Consider the following 24,781-nt stretch of genomic DNA (forward strand, 5'->3'; position numbering starts at 1 on the left):
GCCCGGTCAGCGGGGCCGGTCCTGGCGGCGGGCGGGCCGGACCCAGGTCCAGACGCACCAGGCCAGCCAGGTCAGCGAGACCACCGCCGCCAGGGTGCGCAGCCGCAGCGCACTGAGCAGCAGCACCAGCCCGAGCACGGCCAACCACGGCAACAGACCTCTCATCACGGCCTCCCAGGTGCGCGCTCGACATCGGGCACCGGAGTCCGGTCGGACTCGGCGACCGTGGACGGTCGTACCGCCGGCTGGCTCTGGGTCGGCACCGGCGCGCGGGGCGGTTCCGGCGCCACGGTGCCCGGATGCCCGGGGGCGGCGGGCCGTGGCCACGGTACGCCGAGCGGCGCGCTCGCCGGGCCGGCTGGCCGGTCGGCCTCCGGCAGCAGGCCGAGCCGAGGCCAGAGCACGGCGGTGAGCACCCGCTCCTCGGCGAGCCGGTGCCGGGCCCGCCGGTGCCGTTCGCCGAGCACGGCGGCCAGATAGACCGCCGCCGGCAGTCCGCCCGGTGGCGGCGGGGTGATCGCCGTGGCGACCTCCCGCCACAACCGCAGCGCCAGGTCGTCGGAGGCCGCACCGGTGAACAGGTGGGCCCGGGCCAGGTACTGCCGGGTGGCCAGGGCCAGCTTCGGATCGAGCCGGCTCAGATCCAGCGTGTACGCCCAGCCCCGCAACGCCGGCAGGGTGGCCGGGACCGGACGCCAGGACGTCGCGGTGCGGGTGTGCACGACCATGGTGCCCGCCACCAGGTCACCGAGACGCCGTCCCCGGGAGTCGCTGAGCATCACCGTCACCCCGGCCACCCAGGACAGCAGCGGCAGCACCAGACCGGGCCACTCGACGGCCACCCCGACCAGTGCCCGGGCCAGTGACTGGCGCACCCCGACCGGGGCGCCGTCGACACTGACCACCCGCAACCCCACCGCCGCCTTGCCGGGGGTACGGCCGTGGTTGAGCCGCTCGAACAGCACCGGGTAGCCCACCAGCAGCAGCACCAACCCGATGGTGAGCAGCGCCCGCTCGGTGGCCGCGTCGATCGCACCGTTCGGCAGCGCGGCCAGACCCAACCCGGCCAGCGCGGCCAGCAGCAGACCGAACAGGAGTTGGATCAGCACGTCGAGCAGCAGCGCGAGCACCCGGGAGCCGATCCGGGCGGCCCGTACGTCCAGCTCCACCGCCTCACCGCTGACCAGCTCGGCATCGCCCCAGGCCGGGGCGTTCCACGGTCGCGATGCTGCTGTGCTCACCCGCACAGTGAACACTATGATCGCGCGGACGGGGGTGGACGGTGGATCTCGACGCGTACGTCGCCGAGCACGGCGGGGAGTGGCGCCGGCTGGACCAGCTCTCCGGCCGCCGACGGTTGACCGTAGACGAGGTCGACGAGTTGGTCGCGCTCTATCAGCGGGCCACCACCCAGCTCTCCATGCTGCGCAGTCGCTCGCCCGATCCGGCCCTGGTCGGCCAGCTCTCCCAGGTGGTGCTCCGGGCCCGGGCGCGGCTGACCGACCGGCCCCGTCCCTCGTGGGCGGTCCTCCGACGGTTCGCGCTGGTCGACTTCCCCGGTGCGGTCTGGCGCGCGGCACCCTGGTGGTGCGCGGTGGCGACCGCCTTCACGCTGCTCACCTTCACCCTGATCGGGTTCGTGGCGGACAATCCGGATACGGCGGCGGCGTTCGTCGGCGAGGCGGAGGCCGCCCACCTGGTGGAGTCCGGCTTCGCCGGCTACTACACCGAGTTCTCCGCGCCGACCTTCGCCTTCCACCTGTGGACGCACAACGCCTGGCTGGCCGCCAAGTGCCTGGCCGCAGGCGTGCTGATCGTCCCGGTGGTGTACCTGCTGTGGCAGAACGTGGTGAACATCGGCGTGGTCGGCGGCGTGATGGTCGGGTACGGCCGGGCGGACGTCTTCTTCGGCCTGATCACCCCGCACGGGCTGCTCGAACTGACCGGGGTGTTCGTGGCCGCCGGGGTCGGGCTGCGCCTCGGGTGGGCGTGGATCGCGCCGCCGGAGCAGCTCACCCGGGGGCAGGCGGTGGCCCGGGCGGGTCGCGACGGTGTCGTGGTCGCCCTCGGCCTGGTGGTGGTCTTCGCGATCTCGGCGGTGATCGAGGCGTTCGTCACCCCCGCCCCGGTGCCGGTAGCCCTGCGCATCGCCGTCGGCGTCGTCGCCTGGCTCGCCTTCCTGGCGTACGTCTTCCTGCTCGGCTCCCGGGCCAGGGGCGACGGTGGCGACGTGTCGGGTCAGAGTTGGCCGGTGAACTTGAGCCGGAGGTAGGCGTCGGTCAGCGCGGAGGCGAGCCGTGGTGCGGGAGCGTCGATGACGGTGACGTCGTGGCCGGCCAGGGCGGCCGTGAGCCGGTCACGTTCGGCGAGCGTGCGCCAGGCGGCGGCGGCCGCGTAGGCGTCCTCGACCCGCTGGGGCTCTCCGGTGGCGAGCGTGGACAGCACCGGGTCCTGGGCCGCCGCCACCACCACCCGGTGCCGGGCGGCCAGCCGGGGCAGCACCGGCAGCAGACCCTCGCCGAGGGCGCCGGGCTCCAGCGCGGTGAGCAGGACGACCAGGCTCCGTGGGCGGTGCCGGCGCAGCAGTTCGCCCGCGATCAGGCGGAAGTCGGTCTCCACCAGGGCGGGTTGCAGCGGTGCCAGCGCGTGCGCCAGCCGGCTCCACTGCGCCGGTCGCTCCGCGCCGCTGACCGACGCCCGGGGCACCGCGTCGGCCGCGAACACGTCGACCCGGTCGCCGGCCCGGGTGGCCAGCGCGGTGAGCAGCAGGGCCGCCTCGATCGAGGTGTCCAGGCGCGGCTCGTCCCCGAGGCGCACCGCCGACGTACGCCCGGTGTCCAGCACGCAGACCACCCGTCGGTCCCGTTCGGGACGCCAGGTCCGCACCAGCACCTCGCCCCGCCGGGCGGTGGCCCGCCAGTCGACGGACCGTACGTCGTCGCCGGGCACGTACTCGCGCAGCGTGTCGAACTCGGTGCCCGCGCCGCGTCCCCGGCCGACCTGGCGACCGTCGATGACCCGCAGCCGGGCCAGCTTCTCGGGCAGGTGCCGGCGCGAGTCGAAGCGGGGCAGCACCCGCAGGGTCCACGGCGGTGTCGCCGGTCGACCGCTCCACTGCCGGAACGCCAGCCCGAGCGGCCCGAACGAGCGGACCGTCAGCGCCACGGCGAGCCGGTCGCCCCGGCGGGTCGGGGTCAGTCGGCTGGGCAGCGCCACCACCGTGCCGGGGGCGACCTGCACCACGCGGCTCGGCGGTACGTCGGGTCGGGCCCCGGCCGACGGCACCCAGGCGTCGCGGACCTGGGCCCGCAACGGCCGACCGGAGAGGTTGCCCAGGTGCAGCACGACGGTGGCGGTCCCGCCGAGCCGGACGGCCCGTTCGCCGTCCCGCGCGGCGGTGAGCGACCGCAGCGGCGCGGCGAGCGCGAGGTCCACGACGAGCAGCAGCAGGACCGCGCCGACCATCACCGCCACCCCGACGAAGGGGGCCGGCCACAGCGGCAGGGTCAGCGCGCCCACCGCGAGCAGCGCCGCCGCCCGCCAGGTCATCGTGGGGTCGGCACGGTGGCCAGCACCGTGTCCAGCACGGCGTCGACCGCGACGCCCTCCAGCTCGGCCTCGGGGCGCAGCCGGAGCCGGTGCCGCAGAGTGGGTCGGGCCATCGCCTTCACGTCGTCGGGCACCACGTGGTCGCGACCGCTGAGCCAGGCCCACGCCTTGGCGGCGCCGAGCAGGCCGGTGGCGCCACGGGGTGAGGCGCCCAGTTCCAGCGCGGGTACGGCCCGGGTGGCCCGGCACAGGTCGACGACGTAGCCGAGCAGCGGTTCGGCGACGTGCACCCGGTTGACCGCCGCGCGCGCCGTGGCGAGGTCGGCGGCACCGGCCACCGGGCCCACACCGACGCCGGCCAGGTCACCCGGGTCGAAGCCCGCGTGGTGGGCGCGCAGCACCCCCAGTTCCTCGTCCCGGTTGGGCAGCGGCACGGTCAGCTTGAGCAGGAAGCGGTCCAGCTGGGCTTCCGGCAGCGGGTAGGTGCCCTCGTACTCCACCGGGTTCTGGGTGGCCACCACGATGAACGGGTCGGGCAGGCCACGGCGCTCGCCCTCGACGGTGACCTGCCGTTCCTCCATCACTTCGAGCAGCGCGGACTGAGTCTTCGGCGGGGTCCGGTTGATCTCGTCGGCGAGCAGCAGGTTGGTGAAGACCGGCCCTTCGCGGAAGGTGAACGCCGCGGTCCGCGAGTCGAAGACCATCGAGCCGGTGACGTCGCCGGGCATCAGGTCCGGGGTGAACTGCACCCGCCGGGCCGTCAGGTCCAGCGCGGCGGCCAGCGTACGCACCAGCAGCGTCTTGGCCACCCCCGGTACGCCCTCCAGCAGGACGTGGCCCCGGCAGAGCAGCGCGACGACGAGGCCGGCGACGACGGCGTCCTGCCCGACGACCGCCTTGGCCACCTCGGCGCGCAACCGGTGCAGCGCGGCCCGGGCGGGGTCGGCGGCGAGCGGGTCGGCGGTGGTGGTGGCGGGTCGGGTCACCGGGGGTCTCCTTCGGATCGGGGCTGCGGTACGGGGGGTGACGGTCGTGACCCGGCCGGATCGACGCCGCCGGCCCAGGCCGCCCGGTCCAGGCCGGTGGCCAGGTCCAGCAGGTCCTGGTCGGTGGTCGGCGGCGGACCGTGCAGCAGGTGGTCGACGACCTCCCGGGGGGTGCCGGTGCGGGCTGCCACGGTGGCGGCGACGCCCTCGTGCCGGCTCTCCGCGGGCAGGTGCAGTCGGCGGGCCAACCGGGCCCGAGTGGCGGCCCGCAGCGTCTCGGCGGCGCTCTCGTGGGCCTGCGCCCGCTGATAGAGGCGGGCTCGTCCGCGCACCGTCTCGGCGGCGGGAACAGCCACCGGCAACGGCTCCGGCGTCGGCGGACCGAGCCGTCGGGCCCGCCAGACACCGACGAGCAGGGCGGCCAGCAGCAGTTGCAGCAGCAGCGCCCAGAACCAGGGCGGGAAGGCGGACCAGAGCGGGTTGGTCGAGTCGTCCGGCCCGGAGCGGCCGGGTCCGGACGCGTCCCGTCCGGACCCGTCACCGGGGGCGTTCTCCGCACCGTTGCCGGTGCCCACGTCCGGGGCGTTCTCGGGTTCGCCGTACCCGGAGTCGGTCCGGTCCGGTGGCGGGCTGGCCGGGCCGGGCGGCGGCTCGGGCGGCGCCGGTGCGGGGCCGTCCAGGTCGAGCCAGACCACCCGGCCGGTGCCGGCGAGCAGGCCGGTGGCGAAGGCGTGGTTGTCCCACTCGTCGATGCGGCTGTTGCGGAACGGGTCGCTGGCCCCGACCACCAGGCGCTCGCTGGGCCCCGGCAACCGGGCCAGGCCGGCGGCGAAGCAGAACTCGACGGGTTCCACGGCCCCGGTGGGCGCGTACCGTGCCCGGGTGACGGCGGCGGTGCCGACGCCGGACATCTCGGCGAGCGGGCAGGCCCGGCCGTGGTGGTGTGGTGCGACCGCCCGCGCCGCCCACCGCCGCGCGGCGGGCCGGATCGGCAGCCCGGCGGCGTCCAGCACCCGCCGGGGCGGGTCGACCAGGACCAGCCGGGTGCCGGCGGGCAGCAGGCCGAGGTCGTCGACGGTACGCGGGTGCAGCAGCTCGGGTGCCGGCACGAACAGGGTGGCCGGTGTGCCCCGGGTGGCCCGCAGCGCCTGGACGGTCTCGGTCTCCCGCTGCACCAGGACACCGTTGCGGGCCAGGCTGGCCGCGAGTCGGCTGCCGCCGTCGTCCCCGGTGGCCACCGGGGAGAGGAATCCCCGGTCGGTCTGGTCGGGCTGGTCGAATTCGCGACTGACCAGGGTGACGGTGAGCACCAGCGCGGCGAGGACGACCGGGATCACCACCCGGTGCCGGCGGCGGGCGGTCCGGGGCGTCACCACGTGGCCTCCCTCGATGTGGCCCCTGGTCCGTCGGCCGGGCCCGGTCGGTGGGTCGGGCCGGATTCGGCGGTGGTGCCGGGTGGTCCGGTCGTGGCGGCCACGGTCGGCGGTGCCTGGTCGTCGTCGGCGAGCACGTGTCGCAACCGGTCGGCGTGTTCCCTCATCCGGTGGTCGTGCTCGACGGTGGCGCCGCGTTGGGCGTACCAGAGCTCGGAGAAGATGTCCGCTGCGGCGGTCAGCGGCGGACCGACGGGCGGGCGGTTGGTGCTGGCCGCGGAGACGACCTCGCTGACGGTCATGCCCGGCCGGATCCAGACCACGCGCCGGTCGGTGAGGTCCTGCAGCATGGCGCGCAGTCGTTCCCGGACGGCCTCGGCGTAGCGGCCGTCGGCGGAGAGCCGGTCGGCCAGATCGGGCGCGGCGACCGACGGCACGGTCGGGTTCGGCACATCGACGACGGCGGGCGCGGGCACCGCAGTCGTCTCGGTGCGCTGCGCCCGGCTGCGGGTACGCCGACGCAGTCGGGGAATCCGTCGGGGTACCCAGCTCGGGTAGGCGTACCAGCCGACCGCGACCAGGGCCGTGACCAGCACCAGCAGCAGGGCGGCCAGCGGCAGCGGGAGGTGGTCGCCGAGTGCCGCCGTGGTCTCGGTCCACCACCGGCTGACGTTCATCCGTGCACCGCCAGGGCTGCCGGTGCCGCGTCGGCCGGTTGTCGGGACAGGTGGATGTCCAGCCCTTCGGTGCGGATCCGGGTCTCCAGGTGCAGGACCGCGTCCAGGCAGGCCAGCGCGGCGTAGGCGACGGTGTTGACCGCTGCCCAGAGCAGGGCTGCGGCGACGACCAGGGCACCCTCGCCCTCGATCAGGCCGAGCGTGGACAACCCGAGGAAACTGCCCCAGCCCAGACCGACCCGGAGGATCCACCAGACCAGGTAGCCGAGGGTCCGCAGGGCGGCGCCGCGACCCTCGATCCGCACGGCGAGCGAGGCGGAGCGGGTGAACGCACGCGGTGGCGTGACCCGGTCGAGCACGAGGGCGGGGGCGACCGCGCCGAGCAGGGCCCACCCGACGAACCATGCCGGGCCGAGTAGCGACAGGAACAGCATCCCGGCACCCACCAGCAGGGCGAGCAGCACGGTCGCGCCCCACCGGCCACCGGTGGGGCGGATCAGATGCCGGGCGGTGCGGTGGTGCCCGAGCAGCGCGCCACCGGCGGCCCGGGCGGCCGGGTTGCCGAGCAGCATGATGATCATCGCCTCGGTCGCCGCCCCGAGCGCGAGCAGCAGCCAGAACCCGCCGAGATTGTTGAGGTTCGGCAGCCACCACAGTGGCGGGCCGACACCGAGGGCGGTACGCAGCGGCAGCAGGAGGAGTTGTTCGCCGACGGCGAGTACGGCGGCGAGGGGGAGCAGTGTCGAGGCGTGGTGGCGCAACAGGAGCACGGCGGAGTCGAGGAGTTCACCGACGGTGAGCGGGCGGCCGGGGAGCACGGCGGTGGGGCCTGCTGCGGGCACGCGTACTCCTGGGAGGCGTGGATGGTGGCGCGCGGCGGCGCACCCGGGGATCATGTTGACACGCGCGGTCCGCCCGGGTGCAGGCCCGGCCCGGGGTGGCTTCGCGAGAGCGGTGCAACCGGCCGGTGCTGGGCACTGCGTGTCCTCCGGCAGTAGCGTGCCGGGTGACGCCGAGCCCACCGAACTGACGGGATGGAAACATTAACCCCATGAGAGCCCGGGTACTGGTGGTCGACGACGACCCTGCGCTTGCCGAGATGCTCGGCATCGTGCTGCGCAGTGAAGGCTTCATGCCGTCCTTCGTGGCGGACGGGGAACGGGCCTTGGCCGCGTTCCGTGACAACCGACCCGATATCGTCCTGCTCGACCTCATGTTGCCCGGAATGAGCGGAATCGACGTGGCGCGGGCGATCCGGGCCGAATCGGGCGTACCGATCGTCATGCTCACCGCCAAGAGCGACACGGTCGACGTCGTGCTCGGCCTGGAGTCCGGGGCGGACGACTACGTGGTGAAGCCGTTCAAGCCCAAGGAGTTGGTCGCCCGGATGCGGGCCCGGCTGCGGCGGGGCGAGGACGCGGCACCGGAGATGCTCACCATCGGCCCGCCCGGCAACCAGATCTCCATCGACGTGCCGGCGCACACCGTGAGCCGCAACGGCGAGGAGGTGAAGCTGACGCCGCTGGAGTTCGACCTGCTGGTCGCGCTCGCCCGCAAGCCGCGGCAGGTCTTCACCCGCGAGGTGCTGCTGGAACAGGTCTGGGGATACCGGCACGCGGCGGACACCCGTTTGGTCAACGTGCACGTCCAGCGGCTGCGTGCCAAGATCGAGCCGGATCCGGAGCGTCCGGAAATCATCCTCACCGTGCGCGGCGTGGGTTACAAGGCGGGCACCGGATAGCCTGGTCGCACTGTGACCAACTCCCCGCTACCGGATCTTGACACGACGTCCCACCGGCGAGGTGCCGCGTGGGAGTTGTGGCGTGGGCTCAGCGGCCGGGCCGCGCGGCTCCTCGCCGGGCTGCACCAGACCTGGCGGCGCTCGTTGCAGGTCCGAGTGGTGACCATCACCCTGGTGGTCTCCAGCCTGCTGGTGGGCGGGTTCGCGTTCCTCATCGCCGACAAGATCACCAACATCCTGCTGGACAACGCCAAGACCGACGTCCAGCTCCGGCTGATGAACGGCGCCGAGTACGCGGCCAAGCAGTTCAGCCTCTACGGCCAGCCGCAGGAGGCCCAGCTCCAGGAGACCATCGACGGCACGGTCAACTACCTGGCCGGCGGTGACCCCCAGCAGAACAGCGGCGTCGTGGTGGCCCTCACCGCCGACAGCTACCCCGGGGTGATCGAGCCCCGCACCTCGCCGGCGGTGAACGTCCGGCCGTTGATCAGCCCCGAGTTGCGGGCCGCGGTCACCGACGGCAACGTGGCCAACCAGATCGTCACCGGGCGCCTGACCAGCGACGACGACACGAAATACCTGGTCTACGGCACGCCGGTGCCGACCCAGTTCGGTCAGGTGGAGCTCTACTACTTCGTGCCACTGACGGTGCAGGACGTGACGTCGGGCCAGGCGCGGGCCACCGTGGTCGCCACCGGGGTCGCCCTGGTGCTGCTGCTCGGCGTGCTCGCCGCGCTGGTGACCCGGCTCGTGGTGCTGCCGGTGCGGGTCGCCGCCCGGACCGCCCAGCGGCTCTCCGCCGGCCTGCTCGACCAGCGGATGGCCGTCAACGGCGAGGACGACCTGGCCCTGCTCGCCGCCTCGTTCAACCAGATGGCCACCAACCTGCAACGACAGATCCTGCGGCTGGAGGAGATGTCGCGGCTGCAACGCCGGTTCACCTCGGACGTCTCGCACGAGTTGCGGACCCCGCTGACCACGGTCCGGATGGCCGCCGACCTGATCTTCGCCGAGCGGGACGAGTTCGACCCGGCGGTGGCCCGCAGCGCCGAGCTGCTCCAGGCCGAGCTGGACCGGTTCGAGGAGTTGCTGACCGACCTGCTGGAGATCAGCCGGTTCGACGCCGGCTTCGCGGTGCTCGACTCCGAGCCGACCGACCTGGTGCCGGTGGTGCACCGGGTGGTGGACCGGCTCTCCGGTCTGGCCGAGCGGGTCGGGGTGACGATCGAGCTGGACGTACCGTCCGCCCCGGTGATCGCCGAGATCGATCCGCGTCGGGTCGAACGGGTGCTGCGCAACCTGGTCGGCAACGCCGTGGAGCACGGCGAGGGCCGACCGGTGCGGATCACGCTCGGGATGGACGAGACCGCGGTGGCGCTCACCGTCCGCGATCACGGCGTCGGGCTCAAGCCCGGCGAGGAGAAGCTGGTGTTCAACCGGTTCTGGCGGGCCGACCCGTCGCGGGCGCGGCAGACCGGCGGCACCGGGCTGGGGCTCTCGATCAGCCTGGAGGACGCCCGGCTGCACGGCGGCTGGCTGGAGGCGTGGGGCGCGCCCGGACAGGGTGCCCAGTTCCGGCTCACTCTGCCGGCGCGGGCCGGGGACCGGCTGACCACCTCGCCGTTGCGCCTGGTCCCGGCCGACGCGACGCTGCCGTTCGGCGGTGCCCCCGCCGGGAGCCTGCTGGCCATCGGCCCGGGACCGGCCGGTGGACTCACCGTCGCACCGGCCGGCGGCGGGACCCCACCTGTGCCCGAGCAGCGCGCGGAGGTGGGGTCGTGAGGCGTCGGGTGGCCGGTGGCGTGTTCGGCGTCGCCCTGGCGCTGACCCTCACCGCAGGTTGCGGCATCCCGGATCACTCCGAGGTGCAGGTCGAGCAGCGTGGGCCGGCCGCCGAGGCGAGCTGGTCGCTGGGCCGGGGCAGCGAACCGCCGACCCGGACGGCCAGTGGGAGCGACGCCGAGGCGTTCGTCCGCAACTTCCTGGCCGCCGCCGCGGGCGAGCCGGACCGGGCGTACGAGCGGGTCAAGCAGTTCATCGCGGCGGCCGACAAACCCAGCCTGCAGGAGCGGCAGGGCAGCGAGGTGGCGCTGTCGGTGGTACGCCTGACCGACGACCCGGTGATCGAGCCGGACGTCGACAGCATGAAGGTCACCATCACCGTGCAGCAGGTCGGCCTGCTGCGGGCCAACGGCATGCTGGTGCCGCCGCTCGCCACCGAGTCGACCTACGAGTTCCGGCTGATCAGCGCCGGTCCGGCGGGTCAGGACGACGCCGGCTTCTATGTCAGCGACCCGCCCAACGTGCTGCTGCTCAGTGACGAGGCGCTGCGCCGCTACTACCAGGCGCAGTCGATCTACTTCTGGAACTCCGACCGCACCCGGCTGGTGCCCGACCAGCGGTACCTCTCCTCCGTCGTGCCCGCCGAACGCCGGGTCAGCGAGGTGGTCCGCTGGTTGACCGCAGGCCCCTCGGAGTGGCTGCGGGCCGGTGCCTCCGGCCTGCCCGACCGGACCGAGATGATCAACAACGCCACCGGTGCGGACGGCCGGTGGGAGGTCAACCTGGACATGCCCGGCGCCGACGACGGGCGTCTGGAGCAGCTCGCCACCCAACTGGCCTGGTCTCTGCCGGAGCTGGAGGGCACCGTCGAGATCAAGATCCTGAACCAGTCCCGCAAGGTGGTCGACCTGGGCGGTCAGCGGTCGTCGAACCCGCTCTACACGCTCGACGGCACCGCCCGGTACTGCGTCTACGACGGCGCGATCCACGGGCTGGCCGTCACCAGTGAACCGAACCGGCCGGTCCCGGTGGCCGCCGAGGCGAACCGCGACATCGTCTCCGCCGGGCTGCGTCGGGCCGGTCCCGACGTGCTGGCCGCGCTGGTCGTGACCGGCGGGGACGGCCGGCAGCGACTGAGTGTCGGGCGGGGCCGGGACGTGGTGGAGAACTTCGCGACCGAGCCGGGCCGTGGTCACACCGCGATCAGCCGGCCGGTGTGGCTCCGCAGCGACCACGGCCGCCCGTACGGGCTGGTGGTCGGCGACGGCCGGCTCTACCGCTTCGACGACCAGGCGGCGCTGCGGCCGGTGCAACTGGGCCTGCCGGGTCGGGTCAGCGGGGTCGCCGCGGCACTGGACGGGCACCGGGTCGCCCTGATCGTCGACGGTGCCCTGTACGTGGCGGCGATCAGCTGGGAGGGCGGTGTACCCACGGTCGGCCCGGCGCGTCGACTGGTCACCTCGTTGACCCGGCCGACAGCGGTCGACTGGGGCGCGGAGAATCGGCTGCTGGTGGCCGGCTCGGCGGGTCGACCGGCGATCTATGACGTCAGTGTGGACGGTGCCCTGGAGACCCCGCTACGGGAGGACGCCGGTGCCGAGGTGAGCCACCTGGCCGCGTACCCGACGATGCCGCTCTCCCCGTACGCGGGCTCGTTCATGTACGAGGCCAACGGCGTCGCGTACCGCAGCAACCCGTTCGAGCGGATCGTGCGGGACCAGGTGCAGGACGTGACGCCGCCGCCCGCCGGGGTGCGTCCGGGCAACCCCACCGCGCCCTTCTTCCTCTACTAGGCGTCGCCGTGCTGGGCGGGCTCTGGGCAGACCTGACCGACCTGGTGCTGCCCGCCGACTGCGCCGGATGCCGGGAACGCCGGTCGGGACTGCGCCACGGGGTGTGTCCGGAGTGCGTGGCCACGCTCGGGGCACTGCGTCCCCGGCCGGTGCGGCCGGTGCCCGCGCCACCCGGGCTGCCGCCCTGTCACGCCCTGGGCCCGTACGGCGGGCCGTTGCGGGAGACCCTGCTGGCGTACAAGGACCACGGTCGGCACGGGCTGGCCCGACCGCTCGGTGCCCTGCTCGCCGAGGTCGTGGCGGCGGCGGTCGGTCCGGTACGCCCGGTGCTGCTGGTGCCGGTGCCGGACACCCCGGCGGCGGCCCGGGCCCGGTACGGCGACCACCTCGGCCGGTTGACCCGCCACTGTGCCCACCGGCTGCGTGAGGCGGGCTGGCCGGTGCGGGTCCGCCGCCGGGCGTTGCGCGCCACGCCGCGTCCGGACTCGGTCACGCTGGACAGCGCCGGTCGGGCCGCAGCCGCGGCGGCGGCGTTCCGGGCGCGCCCCGATCTCGGGCCGGTGCCGGACGGGGCGAGTGTGGTGTTGCTGGACGACATCGTCACCACCGGTGCCACCCTGGCGGCGATCAGCCGGGTGCTGGCCGTGCACGGGTGGTCGCCGTCGGTGGCGACGGTGCTCGCGGCGACCGAGCGAAGGCGCCAACCGTAACCGATTGTGTTTCCGTTTCACCCCTTCGTGTATGAGCTGTGGAAATCACCCGGTGGTCTTGGCGACGGGGGGTGACTGCCGGGCGAACAGGAGTTAGCGTTTGGCTGTCGGGGGTAGGAAGGCGATTCCACCCACTCCCGGCGGTGAGAGGAGGCGTAGCCGTATTGACCGGTCGACGCCGAACGGGGCCGTCCCCACCACGCGCGACCGGGTTGCTCGGATCGAAGACCATCCGATCGAGGGAGGTCACGTGGACATCGTGGTCAAGGGCCGTAACGTCGAAGTGCCGGATCACTACCGGGTACACGTCGCAGACAAGCTCGCGAAGATCGAACGCTACGACCACAAACTTATTCGTGTCGATGTGGAGCTGTTCCACGAGCGCAATCCGCGCCAGGCCGATCACTGCCAGCGGGTGGAGATCACCTGCTACTCCCGGGGCCCGGTGATCCGGGCGGAGGCCTGCACCGACGACTTCTACAGGGCGCTCGACGCGGCCATCGCCAAGCTCGACGCCCGGCTTCGCCGCGCCGCCGACCGGCGCCGCGTACACCGTGGCCGGCACACGCCGATCTCGGTCGCCGCCGCCACCGCCGGTCTGCCGGTGACCGACCTGCCCGCGCTCGCCGCGCCCGCGGAGTCCGGCACCGCCACCGCCGTGGCCGAGCGGCCGGAGCAGGAGTACGACGAGGACCAGCCCTGGCACATCGCCCGGGAGAAGGTCCACCCCGCCGAGCCGATGACCGTCGACGACGCCCTGTTCCAGATGGAACTGGTCGGTCACGACTTCTACCTGTTCCACGACAAGGAGTCCGGCCGGCCGAGCGTGGTCTACCGACGGCACGCCTACGACTACGGCATCATCTCGCTGGACATCTGAGCGGCCCACCGCCGTCTCCGGATCGGGGAGCGCCCGACCCGGAGACGGCGCGGCAGTTCCGCAGGCGGCGCGCCAGGTCCCGCCCGAGCGGTCAGTCCGTCGGGTCGGTGCGGAGCAGCCCGTACACGGTGGAGTCGGCCCGGGTGCCCTCCGCGCCGAGCAGCCGCCCGCGCAGCAGCCCCTCCCGCCGGAAGCCGGTCTTCTCCAGGACCCGCTGCGAGGCGAGGTTCTCCGGCAGCGTGCCCGCCCAGAGTCGCGCCAGGCCGACGTGGTCGAACCCCCACCGGGTGAGCAGCCGGACGGCCCGGGTGGCGTACCCGCGTCCGTACCACGCGGGCAGCAGGCTATAGCCGATCATGGCCTGGCTCGCGGGCGGCTCGTGGATCAGCGAGCACCCGCCGAGGAACGCGTCGCCGGCCGCGTCCCTAACGACCAGGGCAGCGGACCGGCCGACCAGCCACTGGCTCTGCGCGCCGGCACACCTGCGGTCGACGTCGTCCCGAGCGGGCGGCTCGGGCGGCACCATGCTCGCCACCACCTCCGGCGTGGTCTGTAGGCGGTACATGTCGTCCGCGTCGTCGGGGCCGAGCGGGCGCAGCACGACCACCCCGTCGGTGAGCCGGCCGTCGGGCAGGTCCGGCAACGGACGCGGGGACGGTCCGGGCGGATCGTCGGCGAGGCGTACCCAGACCGTCAGGTCCCGTCGGCCGCCACCGCGTACCGGCCCGCCGCTGCGGCGTACCCCCTCGGGTTGGAAGCCGGCGGCCAGCGCGACCCGCTGGCTGGCCGTGTTCTCGACGTGGGTGACCAGCTCCAGCCGGGCGGTGCCGGTGGCGAAGGCCCGCTGCGCCAGGGCGCGGGTGGCGGCGGTGGCGACGCCCCGGCCGCGCGCCCACGGCGCCACCCAGTAGCCGATCTCGGCCTGGGCGCGCTGCGGCACCGGATGGCTCAGCCCGACCGCGCCGAGCAGTCGGCCGTCGTCCGGGTCCGTGACGGCGTAGGCGGCGCCGCCGGCGGCGAAGGCGGCGGGGGCTCCCTGGGCCACCCACCAGCGGCCGTCGGCCTCGGTGTACGGGCTGGGCAGTCCGTCGAGGTAACGCTGGACCAGCGGATCGGCGCATCCGGCCACGATGTCGGGGACGTCGTCCGGGCGGAACGGACGCAGCAGCACCCCGTCTTCGGCGATCTCCACGGGCTCCATCCGAGACATCGTGCCGGATCGTTCGCCCACGGCGTAACCCGATGAGCGAGCGGCGGACGGCCCGTAGGTGTGTTATGTCGGTTTCGCGGCGGCCGACCACCGCCACCAGTGACCATCGGCCCGATGGAACGCCTACGATGGTTCGAGACTGTCTAGGGGAGAGTTGATCCGTGTCGATTCTGGAAAAGGTCCTCCGCGCGGGCGAGGGGCGCATGGTGCGCCGCCTCAAGGCGATCGCCGCCGCCGTCAACTCGATCGAGGACGACTACGTCAACCTCACCGACGAAGAGCTGAGCGGCATGACCGAGCAGTTCAGGGAGCGGCTCGCCGAGGGCGAGACCCTGGACGACCTGTTGCCCGAGGCCTTCGCGGTCTGCCGGGAGGCGGCGGCGCGCGTGCTCGGCCAGCGGCCGTACGACGTGCAGGTGATGGGTGGCGCGGCGCTGCACTTCGGCAACATCGCCGAGATGAAGACCGGCGAGGGCAAGACCCTGACCTCGGTGATGCCGGTCTATCTCAACGCGCTGTCCGGCGAGGGCGTGCACGTGGTCACGGTGAACGACTACCTGGCCCAGCGTGACGCCGCCTGGATGGGCCGGGTGCACGAGTTCCTCGGCCTCAGCGTCGGTGTGGTGCTGCCGAACCGCCCGGCCACCGAGCACCGCGCGGCCTACGAGTGCGACATCACCTACGGCACGAACAACGAGTTCGGCTTCGACTACCTGCGCGACAACATGGCGTGGTCGAAGGACGAGCTGGTCCAGCGCGGCCACAACTTCGCCGTGGTCGACGAGGTCGACTCCATCCTGATCGACGAGGCCCGGACCCCGCTGATCATCTCCGGCCCGGCCGAGCACTCCGCCCGCTGGTACGGCGAGTTCGCCGCCGTGGTGGCCCGCCTCCAGGCAGGCAAGGACGGCGAGGGCGACTACGAGGTCGACTTCTCCAAGCGCACCATCGCGGTCACCGAGCGCGGTGTGGCCAAGGTCGAGGATCGGCTCGGCATCGACAACCTCTACGAGTCGGTGAACACCCCGCTGGTCGGCTACCTGAACAACGCCATCAAGGCCAAGGAGCTCTACAAGCGCGACAAGGACTACATCGTCAGCGACGGCGAGGTCCTGATCGTCGACGAGTTCACCGGCCGCATCCTGCACGGCCGTCGCTACAACGAGGGCATGCACCAGGCGATCGAGGCCAAGGAGGGGGTGGAGATCAAGCAGGAGAACCAGACCCTGGCCACCATCACCCTCCAGAACTACTTCCGCCTCTACGACAAGCTCTCCGGCATGACCGGTACGGCGCAGACCGAGGCCGGCGAGTTCAACAAGGTCTACAAGGTCGGCGTGGTGACCATCCCGACCCACCGGCCGATGGTCCGGGAGGACCGCGCCGACGTCATCTACAAGACCGAGAAGGCCAAGTTCAACGCGGTCATCGAGGACATCGCCGAGCGGCACCAGGCCGGGCAGCCGGTGCTGGTCGGCACCGTCTCGGTGGAGAACTCCGAGATCCTGTCCCAGTTGCTGCGCCGCCGGGGCATCCCGCACTCGGTGCTGAACGCGAAGTTCCACGCCCGCGAGGCGGAGATCGTCGCCCAGGCCGGTCGCAAGGGTGCGGTCACGGTCGCCACCAACATGGCCGGTCGAGGCACGGACATCCTGCTCGGCGGCAACCCCGAGTTCCTCGCCGCGAGCGAGCTGCGCCAGCGCGGCCTCGACCCGATGGAGAACGCCGAGGAGTACGACAAGGCGCTCGAAGAGGTCACGCCGAAGTGGAAGCAGGCCTGTGACGCGGAGGCCGAGGAGGTCGCCGCGGCCGGTGGGCTCTACGTGCTGGGCACCGAGCGGCACGAGTCCCGCCGGATCGACAACCAGCTGCGTGGTCGTTCCGGCCGGCAGGGCGACCCGGGTGAGTCGCGGTTCTATCTCTCCCTCCAGGACGACCTGATGAAGCGGTTCCGCTCCGGCGCGGTCGAGGCGGTGATGGAGCGCTTCAACATCCCGGAGGACGTGCCCATCGAGTCGAAGATGGTCACCCGCCAGATCAAGGGCGCGCAGGCCCAGATCGAGGGCCAGAACGCCGAGATCCGTAAGAACGTCCTCAAGTACGACGAGGTCATGAACAAGCAGCGCCAGGTGATCTACGCCGAGCGGCTGCGCGTACTCAACGGCGAGGACCTCTCCGACCAGGTCCGCAACATGATCAACAGCGTGGTCGAGGAGTACGTGCGGGGGGCCACCTCCGAGGGGTACGCCGAGGACTGGGACCTGGACCAGCTCTGGACCAACCTCAAGCAGCTCTACCCGGTCGGCATCACCATCGAGGACATCGAGGAGGAGGCCGGCGGCTCGCGCGCCAGCATCGACGCCGACTTCCTGGTCGCCCAGTTCAAGGACGACGCGAACGCCGCGTACGACCGGCGTGAGGAGCAGCTCGGCGCCGAGGGCACCCGGCAGCTCGAGCGGATGGTGCTGCTCCAGGTCATCGACCGCAAGTGGCGTGAGCACCTCTACGAGATGGACTACCTCCAGGAGGGCATCTCGCTGCGCGCCTACGCCCAGCGCGACCCGGTGGTGGAGTACCAGCGCGAGGGCTTCGCCATGTTCACCACCATGATGGAAGGCATCAAGGAGGAGACGGTCGGTTTCCTCTACAACCTGGACGTCCAGGTCAACGAGCCGGAGCCGGAGGCCGAGGAGGTCCAGCTGCTGGACAAGCCGGTGGAGGTCCGGGCCAAGGGCCTGGGGCGGGCACCGCAGCAGCAGGGCCTGCAGTACTCCGCGCCGACCATCGACGGGGAGGCCGGGTCCGGTGCGGTCGCCGTCCAGCGCGACGACCAGCGTGCCCCCGCCCTCGGCATCGGTGGCCCGGAGCCGGCGGCCCCGGCGGCGCCGGGTCGGACGGCTCCCTCGGCACCGCAGCGCTCGGCCACCAACCGGGGCGCCGGTGTGGCCGCCAGCACGGCCCGCCAGTCGGCGCCGACCGGGCAGGCGAGTGCCGGCAACGGGCCGTCCCGCAACGCGCCGTGCCCCTGTGGCTCGGGTCGCAAGTACAAGCGGTGCCACGGTGCCCCCGGGGGTGGCTCGGCGGACTGACGCCGCAGTCGGCGGGCCTACCGGTCCCGCCACGACGGGTTCTCGACGGAGCCGTGGTCCTGGTGGCCACGGCTCCGTCGCGTCTCCGGAGCGGTAGTGCTCCGACCGAGGGCGCTCAGAGGACGCGGAGGTCGGTGCAGAGCCAGGTGCCGCGCCGGTGTTCCAGGCGGAGCGCCATCGCCCAGGTGCGGCCGGCGGCACCGGCGAGCACTGCGGCGACCTCGATGGCGGCGGGACGCGGCTCGCAGACACGCAGTCGACGCAGCCGGAGACCGGGTCGGGTCGACCGGCGTCGGGTCGGGGCGCCTCGGGCGGCGGCCCGCGCCAACTCGGGCAGCAGGTGGGCGGCGCGGGCCGGATCGAGGTGACGCCGCAACTGCACCGGCGGCCGGAAGCCGTTGAACACCTCCAGGCAGGTCGCCACGAAGCGGTGTGCCACCCGGGTGGCCGCCGGTGTGGCGGTGACCAGGGCGTCGGGCGGTAGTCGTCGGGACCGGTCGGCCCCCGGCCCGGACGGTGCCGGGTGGGTGTGCGGCCCGGGTTCGCCGACCCGGGGCACGGTGCCGAGGACGGGGCGTCGGGTGGGCGGCCGGTCGGGTTCGCGCCGGACGGACCACGGCGCGGCATCGGCGAAGAGGTCGAGAGCGAGCTGGCCGTGCACCGGGACGGGCCAGCCGGTGGTGTCCTCGTCCAGGAACGGCGGGTCGAACGCGGGGGCGGGCCGTAGCCGCACGGGAGGGCGGGACGGCCCAGGTCGCCGGAGGTCGGTCATCGCACTGCGCCTCGCCTCGGGGATGTCAGCGGTTGTTGCTTGCGTTTGCCTTCGTTTGCCTTCGACAGCTTCCATCTTCGGACATGGATCAGGGTCGGTCAATGGCGCGACGGAATCGGGCGGCTACTCCGGGTCGCGGTCGGTGAGCGGGTTGCCCCGGATCCAGTCGGCGGTCTCCGCGTACTTGCGTTGGATGTACTCCTCCAGCCGGACGCGCTCCACCCGCCACTGGCCCCGGCCGCCGATCTTGATCGCGGGTAGCTCACCGCTGCGTACCATGTGGTAGACCTGCGAGTCCGACACGTTCAGCTCGGTGGCCACGTCGGACAGGAGCAGGAACCTCGGCTCCACGGAGACTCCCCGGGTTGGCGTCGTTTGCCTCAGTTTGCCATTGTCTACCTGGTCCAGCCCAGTCACTGCTCCGTGCGTCGGCGGGGCGACTCGGACACACCCGAGCGGTGCGGAACTTCCACCGGAGCGGGTCCGGGGTGTATGACGGTCTGGGCGTACGGCGAGACCGGCGGGGGCCGGTTCACGAGAGCGGGGGAGACGACCGGTGACCGACGAGCTAGTGCGGGTCTATGTGCCGGCGACCGTGCCGATGCTGGCCAGGCTCTCCGAGGACGGCCTCGGGATGACGCAGGCGCACGCGGTGACGCCGATGCTGCGCGAGTGGTATGCCGAGGGCGACGAGGAGGAGTTGGAGTACGTCGCCTTCACCCGGGCCGCCCAGGACGCCCTGCAACTGATCCGGCACGACCCCGCCGCCCCGCGTCGCCGGGTGGTGGTCTCGGCGGACCTGCCCGCCCGGGCGATCGGGCGCGGCGACGGCGAACTCGGGTCCAGCGTGGTCGAGTTGGGCGGCGTGGTGCCGGCCGCCGCGGTCGCGGCCATCCACGTGGACGGCGCGGACGCCGCCACGGACGTCGCCGCCGCCGCGGAGGTGGTGGCGGAGGCGCTGGCCGGCGACCCGGACGCCCAGTTCACCGTCGACAGCGCCGAGGACCACGAACTCGAGTGGTACGACCCGAGCGAACTGGAAGTGCTGCTGCGCGCGACCGCCGACGAGAGCTGAACCAGCGCGGCTCTCAGCGACCGGCGGTGGTCGATCCGTCGGCGGCGGTGGCCTCGGTGCCGCTGCCCGGCTCGTCGTCGTCCGAGGCCGGGCCGAGCGTGCGGCCGAACGCGACCAGCGCGGTCAACGCGCCGACGAACAGCACCCAGATGCCGTTGTCCACCCGGGAGGTGCCGAGCGAGGTCTGCGCCACCGCGTCCGCCTCGCTGAGCGCGGCGGCCAGGTCGATCAACGAGCGCCCGCCGATGCGGATGATCACCTCGGCGAGCAGCAGCAGGAGCCCGGGGCCTGCCCCGGCGACGAGGTACGCCGGCCAGCGCGGCCCGGTGACCGCCTGGTCGACCCGGGCGGCCCGCCGCCGGGCCCAGGCGAGACATCCGAAGGCCAGGGCGCCGGCGATCAGCCCGGCGAGCAGCGATTCGGTCCGCGAGACCCAGGCGGCGGCGTCGACCAGCGACTGCTGGCTGTCGCCCGCGCCGAACAGGTTGAACAGCGGGTCCCGGGCCGCGCTGAAGGCGACCACGAACAGCAGCGTGCCCAGCGTGGCGGAGGCCACCGCGCCGACGACCGCGCCGTTGCGCGCACCGGCCAGCGCGCCACCGATGACCGCTGCGGCGGCCGTGGTGCTCGCGATCGTGCGGGTGGTGGTGTTGCCGACGTAGGTCTGGTCGATCACGAGTGCGGCGGCGATCCCGACCAGCAGGCCGGCTCCGACCGCCACCGCGAATCGCAGGGTCACCCGGTCCCGGTGGCGGGTCACCGGCTCGGCGGCGGCCAGCCCGACCGCGGCACCGGCCACCAGCGCGGCCGAGATCACCCCGGGGAGCGCGAACGCCGACAGGCTGACCGCGGTGACACCGGCGGTGGCCGAACTGATCGCCTCCCGGGTGGACCAGAGCATGGCGGCCAACCAGCCCAGCGCCAGCAGCGCCAGTACCGGGGCGCCCGGTGCGCGCAGGGGCCGACCGGCGAGGGCGCCGGTGGCCGCCGGATCGCCGGTCTCGGCCCGATCGGGCTGCGCAGCGGTCGAACCGCCGGGCTGGTCGCTCATCGTCTCCCCTTCACCGCCGGGCCCGACGACCTGGCCCGGGTACGTCACCGGCAACCCAGCGTACGCGTCCCGCCCGGATGCCGGCCCGAACCCCGAGCGTCGCCCCCGCAACCTGCTTTCCTTCGGCCGTACGCCCCATCCGGGTACGAATCCATGCCGGGAGAGTGAAGGTGCCTCGCGATCAATGGTCATCCGGCGGTCGGGATGTGATCGACGGGCGGTGGGCGTGGGAGGATTGGCCGAGGTCCCGCCACCGTGGGACGGTTTCGTCACCGCACCCCGCCACCGCGGGACGGTTTCGCCACTGCCGTCGAGATCGCCAGGAGCCCTGATGGACGCCGTGTTCTCCGTACCCGAGCCACACAACGAGCCGGTACGCGCCTACGAGCCGGGCAGCACCGACCGGGAACGGCTCCAGCGGCGGCTCACCGAACTGGCTGCCGAGCGGATCGACCTGCCGATGACCATCGCGGGCACGCAGCGGATGGCCGGCGGCGAGGCGATCGACGTGGTGCAGCCGCACCGGCACGCGCACGTGCTCGGGGTGACCGGGCACGCCACCCGGGACGACGCGCGGGCCGCCGTCACGGCGGCCAAGGAGGCCGCGCCCGGCTGGCGGGCCCTGCCCTTCGAGGAGCGCGCGGCGGTCTTCCTCCGCGCCGCCGAGCTGCTCTCCGGCCCGTGGCGCGACACGCTCAACGCGGCCACCATGCTCGGTCAGTCGAAGACCGCCGTGCAGGCCGAGATCGACGCCGCCTGCGAGTTCATCGACTTCCTGCGGTTCAACGTGCACTTCGCCCGCAAGCTGCTCGCCGAGCAGCCGATGTCCTCACCCGGGGTGTGGAACCGGTTCGACCACCGACCGCTGGAGGGCTTCGTCTACGCGGTCACCCCGTTCAACTTCACCGCGATCGCCGGGAACCTGCCCTCGGCGCCGGCCCTGCTCGGCAACACGGTGGTCTGGAAGCCGGGCCCGACGCAGCAGTTCGCGGCGCACTTCACCATGCGCCTCTTCGAGGCGGCCGGGCTGCCGCCCGGCGTGATCAACATGGTCACCGGTCGGGGCGAGGAGGTCTCCGACGTGGTGCTGGCCGACCCCGACCTGGCCGGCATCCACTTCACCGGTTCCACGAAGGTGTTCCAGCACCTGTGGCGCACGGTCGGGGAGAACATCGCCAGCTATCGCGGCTACCCGAGGCTGGTCGGTGAGACCGGCGGCAAGGACTTCGTGGTGGCGCACCCCAGCGCCGACGTCGACGCCCTGCACACCGCGCTGATCCGGGGCGCCTTCGAGTACCAGGGCCAGAAGTGCTCGGCCGCCTCCCGGGCGTACGTGCCGCGGTCGATCTGGGAGGGTGGCCTGCGCGACCGGCTGGCCGCCACCGCGGACGGGCTGGCCTACGGCGACGTCACCGACTTCCGCAACTTCGGCGGCGCGGTCATCGACGACAAGGCGTTCGCCCGGCACACCGCCGCGCTGGAGCTGATCTCCGGCGACGACAGCTGCCGGGTCGTCGCGGGCGGCACCGCCGACGACTCGGTCGGCTGGTTCGTCCGCTCGACGATCTTCGAGTGCGGCGATCCCGCCCACGAGACCTTCACCACCGAGTACTTCGGCCCGATCCTCGGCGTGCACGTCTTCGACGACGCCCGCTTCGACGACGTGGTCACCCAGGCCGAGTCGATCGCCCCGTACGCCCTGACCGGGTCGATCTTCGCCACCGACCGCCGGGTGGTCGAGGCGGTGGCCGAGCGGATGCGGTACGCGGCCGGCAACTTCTATGTCAACGACAAGCCCACCGGTGCGGTGGTCGGGCAGCAGCCCTTCGGCGGTGCCCGGGCCAGCGGCACCAACGACAAGGCCGGCTCCTGGCACAACCTGGTCCGCTGGATGTCGCCCCGGACGATCAAGGAGACCTTCGTCCCGCCCACCGACCACACCTACCCCCACATGGGCTGAGAGATGTAAGGAAGGGTCCCCTCCTAACGCCTCGTGCATAGGAGGGGACCCTTCCTAACGTTCGGCCGGTCGCCGGGGGCGGGGAGGGCCGGAACGGTGCAGGTGGGGGCGGCTTTGGGGGACCGTCGTGCGCCGACAGTGCACATAGGAAACCCCAATGGGTGGCGAAACGGTGAAATCCTGGACGCCAGCTCAGCAAAGTGGCAGCGTAAGCGGCATGGCGGAATCCGGAGTCAACCCCACGGCGGCGGCCCTACTCGGGCTGCTCCACGAGGGCCCCATGACAGGTGGCCAGTTGATGGCCGCCGCCGAGCGCCGACTGGCGCCGTACTGGTCGATGACCCGCAGCCAGGTCTACCGGGAGTTGCCGGTGCTGGCCGAGCGAGGTTTCGTCCGGCTGGGCAAACCCGGGCCGCGGATGAGTCAACCGTACGCGATCACGGCCTCCGGCAAGCGGACATTCTCCCGCTGGCTCGCGGAGGACCCCGGGCGGGACACCATCCGCAACCCGATCGCCCTGCGCATCGCCTTCGGGCAGTTGCACTCGTCGAGCCAGCTCAAGAACCTCCAGGCAGCGGCCAACGAGTACCACACCGAGGCCCTGGCCCGGGTTCGTGAGCAGGTCAAGAGCGCCAAGAAGGAAGGCGACAACTTCGACGCCAGCGCGTTGGAGTTCGCCGTGGCGTACCACAAGGCCGCCCTGAGCTGGCTCAAGAGCGCCCCCGTCGGCTGACCGCGCGCCACGCACCAGCGTCCGGTCTCCTCGCCCGAGCGGCAGGTATTTGGCCCGGGACTGCGGGGCTCGCAAGCTCACTCCTCGCCCGAGCGGGAGGTATTTGGCCCGGGACTGCGGGGCTCGCAAGCTCACTCCTCGCCCGAGCAGTAGTCTTGTCTGTCGTGACCGCTGCCGACTACGCCGAACAGCTCAAGGACCTCGACGCCACCCTGCGCAACATCGAGGCGGTGCTCGACCTCGATCGCCTGCGTGCGGACAAGGCCCGCCTGGAGCAGGAGGCGTCCGCCCCGGACCTGTGGGACGACCAGGCCCGGGCGCAGCAGGTGACCTCCCAGCTCTCCTACGTCAACGGGGAGATCGAGAAGCTCGGCAGCCTGCGCGCGCGGATCGACGACGCGAACGTGCTGCTGGAGCTCGCCGAGGCCGAGTCCGACTCCGGTGTGCTCACCGAGGTCGAGACGGAGATCGCCGGGCTGGGCAAGGCCATCCAGGAGATGGAGGTCCGCACCCTGCTCTCCGGCGAGTACGACTCCCGGGAGGCGCTGGTGGCGATCCGGGCCGGCGCCGGTGGGGTGGACGCGGCGGACTTCGCCGAGATGCTGCTGCGGATGTACCTGCGCTGGGCCGAGCGGCACGGCTACCCGACGGAGGTCTACGAGACCTCCTACGCCGAGGAGGCGGGCCTCAAGTCGGCCACCTTCACGGTGAAGGTGCCCTACGCGTACGGCACGCTCAGCGTGGAGTCCGGCACCCACCGGCTGGTGCGGATCAGCCCGTTCGACAACCAGGGCCGGCGGCAGACGAGCTTCGCCGGCGTCGAGGTGCTGCCGGTGGTGGAGCAGACCGACCACATCGACATCCCCGAGAACGAGATGCGGATCGACGTCTACCGGTCGTCCGGACCGGGTGGACAGAGCGTCAACACCACCGACTCCGCGGTGCGGATCACGCACATTCCGACCGGCATCGTGGTGACCTGCCAGAACGAGAAGTCGCAGCTACAGAACAAGGCCTCGGCGTTGCGGGTGCTCCAGGCCCGACTGTTGGAGCGCAAGCGCCAGGAGGAGCAGGCCAAGCTCCAGGGCCTGAAGACCGACGCGGCGGGTTCGTGGGGCGACCAGATGCGCTCGTACGTTCTGCACCCTTATCAGATGGTGAAGGATCTGCGTACCGAGCAGGAGACCGGCAACCCGAGCTCGGTCTTCGACGGTGAGCTGGACTCCTTCATCGAGGCGGGCATCCGCTGGCGTAAGCAGCAGCAACTGGCTGGCGACAGTGCGTGACCGATCGTGGGCGGACTGCAGCATCGATCTCCACCTGACGTGCTGATTAGATGACATGGCCCGCAACGGCGGGGCGTGGGACTTGGCACGACAGTTACACCGCGTAGACTCACC

22 protein-coding genes are annotated in these 24,781 nt (G+C 72.7%); 11 read left to right on the forward strand and 11 right to left on the reverse strand.

From position 1 onward, the window contains the following. Window positions 1-6 precede the first annotated feature (6 nt). Together ABT008_RS24670 and ABT008_RS24675 are read right to left on the reverse strand one after the other, a co-directional pair. The gene (locus ABT008_RS24670; RefSeq protein ID WP_350698838.1) at window positions 7-165 is read right to left on the reverse strand and encodes a hypothetical protein; all 159 of its coding nucleotides are present in this window, start codon (window positions 163-165) and stop codon (window positions 7-9) included. After that, the gene (locus tag ABT008_RS24675) at window positions 165-1,241 is read right to left on the reverse strand and encodes an RDD family protein (RefSeq protein WP_350698840.1); all 1,077 of its coding nucleotides are present in this window, start codon (window positions 1,239-1,241) and stop codon (window positions 165-167) included. The genes ABT008_RS24670 and ABT008_RS24675 overlap by 1 nt, the downstream gene beginning before the upstream one ends. 41 nt (window positions 1,242-1,282) lie before the next feature. Between ABT008_RS24675 and ABT008_RS24680 the strand changes: the two genes are divergently transcribed. After that, window positions 1,283-2,272, forward strand: coding sequence for a stage II sporulation protein M (locus ABT008_RS24680; RefSeq protein WP_350698841.1), 990 nt, complete (start codon window positions 1,283-1,285; stop codon window positions 2,270-2,272). Here the strand turns inward: ABT008_RS24680 and ABT008_RS24685 are convergent. The 5 genes from ABT008_RS24685 to ABT008_RS24705 are packed head-to-tail and all read right to left on the reverse strand — an operon-like array spanning window position 2,239 to window position 7,427. Next, window positions 2,239-3,549 carry a DUF58 domain-containing protein gene (locus ABT008_RS24685; protein ID WP_350698843.1) on the reverse strand — a complete coding sequence of 437 codons (1,311 nt, stop codon included), beginning with the start codon at window positions 3,547-3,549 and terminating at the stop codon, window positions 2,239-2,241. The genes ABT008_RS24680 and ABT008_RS24685 overlap by 34 nt on opposite strands. Next, window positions 3,546-4,535, reverse strand: coding sequence for an AAA family ATPase (locus ABT008_RS24690; RefSeq protein WP_350698844.1), 990 nt, complete (start codon window positions 4,533-4,535; stop codon window positions 3,546-3,548). The genes ABT008_RS24685 and ABT008_RS24690 overlap by 4 nt, the downstream gene beginning before the upstream one ends. Then, window positions 4,532-5,911, reverse strand: coding sequence for a DUF4350 domain-containing protein (locus ABT008_RS24695; protein WP_350698846.1), 1,380 nt, complete (start codon window positions 5,909-5,911; stop codon window positions 4,532-4,534). Before ABT008_RS24695 ends, ABT008_RS24690 begins: the two co-directional genes overlap by 4 nt. Then, window positions 5,905-6,585 (reverse strand): DUF4129 domain-containing protein, encoded by a 681-nt coding sequence (locus ABT008_RS24700; protein WP_350698848.1) that lies wholly within the window; start codon window positions 6,583-6,585, stop codon window positions 5,905-5,907. The genes ABT008_RS24695 and ABT008_RS24700 overlap by 7 nt, the downstream gene beginning before the upstream one ends. Next, window positions 6,582-7,427: a hypothetical protein gene (locus ABT008_RS24705; RefSeq protein WP_350698850.1), complete on the reverse strand. Its 846-nt coding sequence runs from the start codon at window positions 7,425-7,427 to the stop codon at window positions 6,582-6,584. Before ABT008_RS24705 ends, ABT008_RS24700 begins: the two co-directional genes overlap by 4 nt. A 209-nt stretch (window positions 7,428-7,636) precedes the next feature. Between ABT008_RS24705 and mtrA the strand changes: the two genes are divergently transcribed. From mtrA to hpf, 5 genes are all read left to right on the forward strand, one after another. Further along, window positions 7,637-8,326 (forward strand): MtrAB system response regulator MtrA, encoded by a 690-nt coding sequence (mtrA, locus tag ABT008_RS24710; RefSeq protein WP_111245291.1) that lies wholly within the window; start codon window positions 7,637-7,639, stop codon window positions 8,324-8,326. A gap of 12 nt (window positions 8,327-8,338) precedes the next feature. Beyond that, window positions 8,339-10,108 (forward strand): MtrAB system histidine kinase MtrB, encoded by a 1,770-nt coding sequence (gene mtrB / locus ABT008_RS24715; protein WP_350698852.1) that lies wholly within the window; start codon window positions 8,339-8,341, stop codon window positions 10,106-10,108. Next, window positions 10,105-11,901, forward strand: coding sequence for an LpqB family beta-propeller domain-containing protein (locus tag ABT008_RS24720; protein ID WP_350698854.1), 1,797 nt, complete (start codon window positions 10,105-10,107; stop codon window positions 11,899-11,901). Before mtrB ends, ABT008_RS24720 begins: the two co-directional genes overlap by 4 nt. Window positions 11,902-11,909: 8 nt before the next feature. Next, complete coding sequence (locus ABT008_RS24725; protein ID WP_350698856.1) at window positions 11,910-12,611, forward strand: ComF family protein; 702 nt, start codon at window positions 11,910-11,912, stop codon at window positions 12,609-12,611. A 250-nt stretch (window positions 12,612-12,861) separates the two neighbouring features. Then, on the forward strand, window positions 12,862-13,491 hold the full coding sequence (gene hpf, locus ABT008_RS24730) for a ribosome hibernation-promoting factor, HPF/YfiA family (RefSeq protein ID WP_350698857.1): 630 nt from the start codon (window positions 12,862-12,864) through the stop codon (window positions 13,489-13,491). A gap of 91 nt (window positions 13,492-13,582) precedes the next feature. Here hpf and ABT008_RS24735 read toward each other — a convergent pair whose 3' ends face one another. Further along, window positions 13,583-14,692, reverse strand: a complete 1,110-nt coding sequence (locus ABT008_RS24735) for a GNAT family N-acetyltransferase (protein WP_350698859.1) — start codon at window positions 14,690-14,692, stop codon at window positions 13,583-13,585. 170 nt (window positions 14,693-14,862) lie between these two features. Here ABT008_RS24735 and secA point away from each other — a divergent pair, with 170 nt between their 5' ends. Then, on the forward strand, window positions 14,863-17,790 hold the full coding sequence (secA, locus tag ABT008_RS24740) for a preprotein translocase subunit SecA (RefSeq protein WP_350698860.1): 2,928 nt from the start codon (window positions 14,863-14,865) through the stop codon (window positions 17,788-17,790). A gap of 115 nt (window positions 17,791-17,905) precedes the next feature. Here secA and ABT008_RS24745 read toward each other — a convergent pair whose 3' ends face one another. After that, window positions 17,906-18,562 (reverse strand): Rv3235 family protein, encoded by a 657-nt coding sequence (locus ABT008_RS24745; protein WP_350698862.1) that lies wholly within the window; start codon window positions 18,560-18,562, stop codon window positions 17,906-17,908. A gap of 123 nt (window positions 18,563-18,685) precedes the next feature. Then, window positions 18,686-18,913, reverse strand: coding sequence for a helix-turn-helix domain-containing protein (locus ABT008_RS24750; RefSeq protein ID WP_350698864.1), 228 nt, complete (start codon window positions 18,911-18,913; stop codon window positions 18,686-18,688). Window positions 18,914-19,118: 205 nt separating this feature from the next. Here ABT008_RS24750 and ABT008_RS24755 point away from each other — a divergent pair, with 205 nt between their 5' ends. Continuing rightward, entirely contained in the window at window positions 19,119-19,637 is a 519-nt protein-coding gene (locus ABT008_RS24755) for a DUF6912 family protein (RefSeq protein ID WP_350698865.1), read from the forward strand. Window positions 19,638-19,650: 13 nt separating this feature from the next. Here ABT008_RS24755 and ABT008_RS24760 read toward each other — a convergent pair whose 3' ends face one another. Then, on the reverse strand, window positions 19,651-20,688 hold the full coding sequence (locus tag ABT008_RS24760; RefSeq protein WP_350698867.1) for a hypothetical protein: 1,038 nt from the start codon (window positions 20,686-20,688) through the stop codon (window positions 19,651-19,653). A 331-nt stretch (window positions 20,689-21,019) separates the two neighbouring features. On the opposite strand from ABT008_RS24760, the gene pruA reads away from it, so the two are divergent. The 3 genes from pruA (at window position 21,020) to prfB (ending at window position 24,667) form a co-directional block, all read left to right on the forward strand. Next, window positions 21,020-22,648, forward strand: a complete 1,629-nt coding sequence (gene pruA, locus ABT008_RS24765; RefSeq protein ID WP_350698868.1) for an L-glutamate gamma-semialdehyde dehydrogenase — start codon at window positions 21,020-21,022, stop codon at window positions 22,646-22,648. A gap of 217 nt (window positions 22,649-22,865) precedes the next feature. After that, the gene (locus tag ABT008_RS24770) at window positions 22,866-23,381 is read left to right on the forward strand and encodes a PadR family transcriptional regulator (protein ID WP_350698870.1); all 516 of its coding nucleotides are present in this window, start codon (window positions 22,866-22,868) and stop codon (window positions 23,379-23,381) included. Between the two features lie 164 nt (window positions 23,382-23,545). After that, window positions 23,546-24,667: a peptide chain release factor 2 gene (gene prfB, locus ABT008_RS24775; protein ID WP_350698871.1), complete on the forward strand. Its 1,122-nt coding sequence runs from the start codon at window positions 23,546-23,548 to the stop codon at window positions 24,665-24,667. Window positions 24,668-24,781: the final 114 nt, after the last annotated feature.

Source organism: Micromonospora sp. NPDC002389 (assembly GCF_040296095.1).
In the GTDB taxonomy this organism is placed as follows: Bacteria; Actinomycetota; Actinomycetes; order Mycobacteriales; family Micromonosporaceae; genus Micromonospora.

Bases quoted from the DNA above. Each gene is read 5' to 3' on its own strand.
- ABT008_RS24670 (WP_350698838.1), bottom strand. From the start codon at position 165: ATGAGAGGTCTGTTGCCGTGGTTGGCCGTGCTCGGGCTGGTGCTGCTG.
- ABT008_RS24685 (WP_350698843.1), bottom strand. From the start codon at position 3,549: ATGACCTGGCGGGCGGCGGCGCTGCTCGCGGTGGGCGCGCTGACCCTG.
- ABT008_RS24700 (WP_350698848.1), bottom strand. From the start codon at position 6,585: ATGAACGTCAGCCGGTGGTGGACCGAGACCACGGCGGCACTCGGCGAC.
- mtrA (WP_111245291.1), top strand. From the start codon at position 7,637: ATGAGAGCCCGGGTACTGGTGGTCGACGACGACCCTGCGCTTGCCGAG.
- ABT008_RS24735 (WP_350698859.1), bottom strand. From the start codon at position 14,692: ATGGAGCCCGTGGAGATCGCCGAAGACGGGGTGCTGCTGCGTCCGTTC.
- ABT008_RS24745 (WP_350698862.1), bottom strand. From the start codon at position 18,562: ATGACCGACCTCCGGCGACCTGGGCCGTCCCGCCCTCCCGTGCGGCTA.
- ABT008_RS24760 (WP_350698867.1), bottom strand. From the start codon at position 20,688: ATGAGCGACCAGCCCGGCGGTTCGACCGCTGCGCAGCCCGATCGGGCC.
- pruA (WP_350698868.1), top strand. From the start codon at position 21,020: ATGGACGCCGTGTTCTCCGTACCCGAGCCACACAACGAGCCGGTACGC.
- ABT008_RS24770 (WP_350698870.1), top strand. From the start codon at position 22,866: ATGGCGGAATCCGGAGTCAACCCCACGGCGGCGGCCCTACTCGGGCTG.